This is a genomic window from Janthinobacterium sp. FW305-129 (assembly GCF_020858115.1).
Lineage (GTDB): Bacteria > Pseudomonadota > Gammaproteobacteria > Burkholderiales > Burkholderiaceae_D > Janthinobacterium.
On record NZ_JACYMM010000002.1, the window covers coordinates 601,956 to 608,611 of the forward strand.

Consider the following 6,656-nt stretch of genomic DNA (forward strand, 5'->3'; position numbering starts at 1 on the left):
CTTCTTTCTATAACAGGTGAATGGCGGCGCGTGCTGGGCGGCGCGGTGGCGCGCTGGCAGAGGCCAGCCGCAGCGGTGCGGCCAGGGCCGCGCTGGCGGCTTCCTCCCACACCATCAACAATTGGCAGGCAACGGAGGCGGCGATCACGGCCGGCACCTTGCTGCGGATGCCGGGCATGCCGATCGGGCACACCATGGCGGCAATGCGTTCGTCCGGCACGCCGCGCGCCTGCAGGCGGTGCTCGAACTGCTTGCGTTTCGTGTGCGAACCGATCAGGCCGAACCAGCCCGCATCCTCGCGTGCCATGATGGCTTGCGTCAAGCGTTGATCCAGCGCATGACTATGCGTCATGACAAGAAAACTGCCGCCCGGCGGCGCCATGGCGACGAATTCCTCGGGCGTATCGGTGGCGGCGATGCGCACGTTATCTGGCAACTCCGCAGGGAACGCCACGGAAAACATGTCTTCCCGTTCATCAACCCAAGTGACATTGCAAGGCAAGTGGGCCAGTGCGCGCACGATGGCGGCCCCCACGTGACCGGCGCCAAACAGGGTCAGATGGGCGCGCGGCGCCAGGCAGGGGTCGACCAGCCAGCGCCGCCCTTCACTCCCCTGCGCCACATGGGTACTGCGCTCGCGTGAAAACGTGTCGGGCGCCTGGCCTGGCGTGCCGGCGATCAATTTTCCATCGGCATCGAACAGGGCCGACGCGGCAGTGCCATCGAGCGCCGTGACTTTCCAGCTGTCAAGCTGGCGCCGTTCGCGCAGGGCGGACAACACCGCAGCCAGGCTGGTATCAACAGGCTCGAACGCCAGGTGGACGACGCCGCCGCAGCATTGGCCCAGGCTGGGACCGAGCGCAAAACGTTCGAGCCGCGCATGCGTGTCTCCTGTCGCCAGCATGGTCTTGGCAATTTCCACGGCACGCAATTCCAGGTGGCCGCCACCGATGGTGTCTACCTGGCCATCGAGGGTGACGCGCATCTTCGCGCCCGGCTCGCGCGGCCCGGAACCTTCCACCAAGGCAACCGTCACCAGCACGGATGCCTGCGTGCCACTCTCGATTGCCGTCAACCAGTCGCTCATCATCGCCCCCTATGCGCCAGCGCAAACCGCTTGCACGGCCATGACCGCCTTGAGGATTTCCTCGCTGGTGGCGGGGGCATTCAGCGGCGGCTGCACAGCGTGATGGCCCACGCTGGAAATGGCGTCGCGGATGGCAAAGAACACGGAAAACGGCAACAGCAGCGGTGGCTCGCCCACGGCCTTGGAACGGTGGATGCTGTCTTCCACATTACGATTCTGGAACAGTTTCACACGGAAATCTTCCGGGCAATCGGAAATGCCAGGAATTTTATAGGTCGATGGCGCGTGCGTCATCAGCTTGCCCGCCGCGTTCCACCACAGCTGCTCCGTCGTCAGCCAGCCCATACCCTGGATAAATGCGCCCTCCACTTGACCCAGATCAATCGCGGGATTCAATGACTGGCCCGCGTCGTACAAGGCGTCCGCGCGCAGCAACTTCCATTCACCCGTCAGGGTATCGACCACCACTTCGGCCACGGCCGCGCCATACGCGTAGTAGGAAAACGGATGGCCCGTCATCGTCTTCGCATCCCACGACAAGCCCGGCGTGGCGTAAAAACCATCCGACCACAGTTGCACACGGGCCAGATACGCCTTCTGCACCAGCTCGGCAAACGCGACGACATGGCCATGCACATGGATATGGTTGTCGAAGAAGCGCACACTGACAGCATCGCCGCCGTACAGTTTGACCGCGTAATCGGCCAGGCGTTCGCGGATCTGCCGCGCCGCATCCTGCGCCGCCTTGCCGTTCAGGTCGGCGCCGGTGGATGCCGCCGTGGCGGACGTGTTCGCCACCTTGCTGGTATCGGTGGCCGTGGCGCGCACTTTGTCCAGGTCCAGGCCCAGCTCGTGCGCCACCACCTGCATCACCTTGGTATTGATGCCCTGCCCCATTTCCGTGCCGCCATGGTTGACCAGCACGGAGCCATCCACGTACACGTGGACGAGAGCGCCCGCCTGGTTCAGATGCGTGACGTTGAAGGCGATGCCAAATTTCAAGGGCGTGAACGCCAAGCCCTTCTTCAAGACAGGACTGGCCTCGTTAAAGGCATCGATGGCGCGGCGCCGCGCGCGATAATCGCTGCTGTCTTCCAGTTCGGCAACGAGTTCATGAATCACGTTATCGACGATTTTCTGCCCGTACGGCGTGACGTTGCGTCCTTCCGCATCGTTGCGTCCATAAAAATTGAGCAAGCGGATATCGAGCGCATCGCGTTGCAAATGGCGGGCGATTTCATCGATCACGTACTCGATGGCGATGGCGCCCTGCGGGCCGCCGAAGCCACGGAAAGCTGTGTTCGACTGCGTATTCGTCTTGCCGCAGGCGGCGCGGATGTCCACGTCGGACAAATAGTAGGTGTTGTCGAAGTGGCAGACGGCACGCGTGGCGACGGGGCCGGACAAGTCGGCCGAATAGCCGGCGCGCGTGGTCATGTCGACCCTGGCGGCAAGGATCCGGCCATCGTCGTCGTAGCCCACTTCGTACTCATAGTAAAAACAGTGGCGCTTGCCCGTCACCAGCATGTCGTCGTCGCGGTCGGCGCGCAGTTTCACGGGACGCTTCTGTTTGGCCGCCGCAATCGACGCCGCCGCCGCCCACAGGGCCGATTGCGATTCCTTGCCGCCGAATCCGCCGCCCATGCGACGGCATTCGACGGTGATGTTATGCGAATGCACGCCCAGCGCATGCGCCACCACGTGCTGCATCTCGCTCGGATGCTGGGTCGAACACAGCACCAGCATGCCCTGCGCCTCCTTCGGAATGGCGTAGGAAATCTGTCCTTCCAGATAAAACTGCTCCTGTCCGCCCACATACAGCTGGCCCTTGACCACATGCGGCGCCTTCTCGAACGCGGCCTGGTAGTTGCCGCGTGTCAGCTGCATCGGCGGCAGCACATACGATTGCGCCGCCTTCGCCGCCTGCGGCGTCATGATCGCGGGCAATTCCTCGTATGACACTTGCGCCAGGCGCGCGGCGCGGCGCGCATGGTCGTGCGTATCTGCCACCACGATGAAGATCGGTTGGCCCACATATTGCACCAGATCAAATGCCAGGATGGGATCGTCGTGGATAATGGGACCGCAATCATTGGTGCCGGGGATGTCTTGCGCCGTGTAGACGGCGACGACACCGGCAGCGGCGCGCACGGCAGATAAATCCATGGCCGTGATGCGCGCGTGCGGCTTTTGCGACAGGCCCAGCGCCGCGTGCAAGGTGCCATGCAATTCGGCGATATCGTCCGTGTACGTGGCTTGCCCCAGCACATGCAGTTGCGCCGATTCATGGGGGCTGGGCTTGCCCACGGCGCTCCAGGCAGCCGCTTGCAGTTCGGGCGTGGCAGGATGGTTCATGCTGGTCCTTTCAGGCGCGGCAAGCGTAGGCGTTGACGGCAGTGCGCAACAGCGGCGCACCGGGACGGGTTTCCAGCCAGAAGCGGCGCAACAGGTTTTGCGCCGTCGTCATGCGGTAGCTGTTCGACGCGCGCATGTCCGACAAGGGCGCGTAATCGTCGGCCAGCAAGCGCATGGCGATGAGCAAATTGTCTTCCGTCCACGCCTGTCCGCGCAGAAACGCTTCCGTTTGCGCAGCGCGCTGCGGCGTGGCCGCCATGCCGCCGAAGGCGATGCGCGTATCGACGATGCGTTCGCCATCGAGTTCAAAGGCAAACGCAGCGCACACGGCCGAGATATCCTGGTCGAAGCGTTTCGCCAGTTTATACGTGCGGAAATGCACCTCAGCACGGGGCAAAGGCACGCGCACGGCTTCGACGAATTCGCCGGGCTGCAAGTCTTTCTTTTGATAGCCAAGATAAAAATTTTCCAACGGCATGATCCGCTGGCCGGCGGAACCGCGCAGCACGATCTCGCTGCCCAGCGCAATCAGCCACGGCATCGAGTCGCCAATCGGCGAACCATTGGCGACATTGCCGCCCAAAGTACCCGCGTTACGGATCGGCAAGGAAGCAAAGCGCTGCCACAGTTCCGACAACTCGTCCGGATAATGCCGGCACAGCGCCGCATACGCATCGTTGAGGCTGGCGCCGGCGCCAATCTGCAGCTTGCCGTCAACGATGCCGATGGTTTTCAGTGCGGCCACGTTGCCCAGATAAATGATGTCGCCCAGGTCGCGCAACTGCTTGGTGACCCACAAGCCGATATCGGTGGAGCCGGCCAGCAGGCATGCCTGCGGCTTTTCCGCACGCAACGCCACCAGTTCGTCGATGCTGCGCGGCGCGTGGAAGTGCTGGCCGCCATGTTCATACGTGCTCGTGCTGGCGCGCTGCAGCGCTTGTAACTGTTGCGCCAGGGCATCGCGGTCAAAGCTGACGTGTTGCAATTCGCCCATGCGCCTGGCCGCATCGATGATGGGCCGGTAACCGGTACAGCGGCACAGATTGCCGGACAGCGTATCGTCGATTTCGCAGCGCGTGGGGGTGGCGCCATTTTTCTCCAGATACATGCCCCACAAGGACATGACGAAGCCGGGTGTGCAAAAACCGCACTGGGAACCGTGGCACTCGACCATCGCCTGCTGTACCGGATGCAGGGCGCCATCGGGCTGTTGCAAGTCTTCCACGGAAAACAGGGCCTTGCCATCGAGCGTGGGCGTGAGCTGGATGCAGGCGTTGACGGCTTTCATCTCGACCTGGCCATCCACCAGGCTGCCGATGACGACCGTGCAGGCGCCGCAATCGCCTTCGGCGCAGCCTTCCTTGGTACCCGTGCAATGCAAATCCTCGCGCAGGTGCTGCAACACAGTCTGCGTAGGGGCGGCGTTGCGTACTTCCTGTACGGCACCACGGTAATAAAAACGGATCGGTTCTGACATGCTGGCCTCGGTATAGTCCCAGTATAGGAGATTAACACCGGCATATGGGACAACTATATGCAAAGACTGATTTTACTTATCATCCAATATCAATACCCATCAAGCAGTGCAGGGATGCGTCGCATGCCAGTGTTCGGCAATATCGATGCGGCGCGTGATCCACACTTGCTCATGGCGCTGCACATAGTCGAGGAAGCGTGCCAGCGCCGCGGCCCGTCCCGGACGCCCCACCAGGCGGCAATGCAAGCCCACCGACAACATCTTGGGCTGATTCAGGCCGTTCGGATCGCCTTCCGCGTACAGCACGTCGAAGGCATCTTTCAGATAATCGAAAAATTGGGTGCCCGAGTTAAAACCTTGCATGGCGGCAAAGCGCATGTCGTTCGTATCCAGGGTGTAGGGCACAATCAGCTGCGGCTGCATGGCCGGCATGCCCGCGGCATCCGTATAAGCCACTTTCTCCCAGAATGGCAGATCGTCGCCATAGTAATCGGCGTCGTAGCGGAAACCGCCATGCTCGACCACCAGTTTGCGCGTATTCGGAGAATCGCGCCCCGTGTACCAGCCTTGCGGGGCGGAACCCGTCAATTCGCGGATGATCTGCACGGCTACACGCATGTGTTCGCGCTCCGTCGCTTCGTCCATGTTTTGGTAGGAAATCCAGCGCAAGCCATGGCAGGCAATTTCGTGCCCCAGTTGCTGGAAGGCGGCCACCGCCTCCGGATTGCGTTTCAAGGCCATCGATACGCCAAACACGGTCAATGGCAGGCGCCGCTCCTCGAACATGCGCAGCAAGCGCCACAGCCCGGCACGCGAACCGTATTCATAAATCGACTCCATGCTGAGGTGGCGCGCAGGAAAAGCGGCTGCACCGATCATTTCCGATAAAAACGTTTCCGAGGCGGGATCGCCATGCAGCACGCTGTTTTCCGCCCCTTCCTCGTAATTGAGGACGAATTGCAGGGCAATACGAGCCTTGCCCGGCCATTGCGGATGCGGTGGCGTGCGGCCATAGCCGATCAAGTCGCGTGGATAATCTTCATAATTGTTCATGCGGAGGCGCGCCTATAGGAGGACAATGTTGGCTATATGCCCAATCATATAGCCGGGCGCAGTCGCCGGTATATGATTTGCACGATAAGCACATTCACTCACCCTATATACAGGATAGCAAATGGGAAAACTCAGCACGCATGTACTCGATATCGCCCACGGCAGGCCGGGAGCCGGCGTCAAGGTGGCCCTGTTTTCGGTCGCGCCGGAAGGAAAAGTGTTATTGAAGATGGATATGACCAATAGCGACGGCCGTTGCAGCACGCCATTGCTGGAAGGCGACAGCATGAAGGCGGGCCAGTATGAACTGGTATTCAATGCAGGCGACTATTTCGCCGCCCAAGGCGTGGAATTGCCCTCGCCCCGCTTCATCGATCTGGTCACCCTGTCCTTCGGTATCGCGCATACGGATGAAAACTACCACGTACCGCTAGTGGTATCGCCGTGGTCGTATTCGACTTATCGCGGAAGTTAAGCGACGTTAGATGGCAAAGGCAGCGCGTAGCGCTGCTTTTTTTATTCGGAATTACCCCAACGGCGAAATACCGGGGTCAGACCCTCAGGGTCTGACCCCAGCCTTCGCTTGGGGCGAACGCTCAAACCGCCAGACGAAAAAAAACCCGACCATTGCTGATCGGGTTTTTCTCTAGGTGGAACAGCCGGGGGCTGTTTCACCAAATAACA

General features: G+C 61.2%; 5 protein-coding genes. 1 reads left to right on the forward strand and 4 read right to left on the reverse strand.

Annotated features, from left to right (window positions below; translation table 11 throughout):
- Nucleotides 1-7: 7 nt before the first annotated feature.
- The 4 genes from xdhC to puuE all read right to left on the reverse strand — a co-directional run bounded on the left by xdhC (nucleotide 8) and on the right by puuE (nucleotide 5,972).
- On the reverse strand, nucleotides 8-1,087 hold the full coding sequence (gene xdhC, locus IGS61_RS06300) for a xanthine dehydrogenase accessory protein XdhC (RefSeq protein WP_230538814.1): 1,080 nt from the start codon (nucleotides 1,085-1,087) through the stop codon (nucleotides 8-10).
- 9 nt (nucleotides 1,088-1,096) lie between these two features.
- A complete protein-coding gene (xdhB, locus tag IGS61_RS06305; protein WP_230538815.1) occupies nucleotides 1,097-3,442 on the reverse strand; it encodes a xanthine dehydrogenase molybdopterin binding subunit in 2,346 nt (781 codons plus the stop codon).
- Nucleotides 3,443-3,452: 10 nt separating this feature from the next.
- Entirely contained in the window at nucleotides 3,453-4,919 is a 1,467-nt protein-coding gene (gene xdhA / locus IGS61_RS06310) for a xanthine dehydrogenase small subunit (protein ID WP_230538816.1), read from the reverse strand.
- Nucleotides 4,920-5,018: 99 nt separating this feature from the next.
- Nucleotides 5,019-5,972, reverse strand: a complete 954-nt coding sequence (gene puuE, locus IGS61_RS06315) for an allantoinase PuuE (RefSeq protein WP_230538817.1) — start codon at nucleotides 5,970-5,972, stop codon at nucleotides 5,019-5,021.
- A gap of 121 nt (nucleotides 5,973-6,093) precedes the next feature.
- Between puuE and uraH the strand changes: the two genes are divergently transcribed.
- A complete protein-coding gene (gene uraH / locus IGS61_RS06320) occupies nucleotides 6,094-6,447 on the forward strand; it encodes a hydroxyisourate hydrolase (protein WP_034754489.1) in 354 nt (117 codons plus the stop codon).
- The last annotated feature ends 209 nt before the right edge of the window (nucleotides 6,448-6,656 follow it).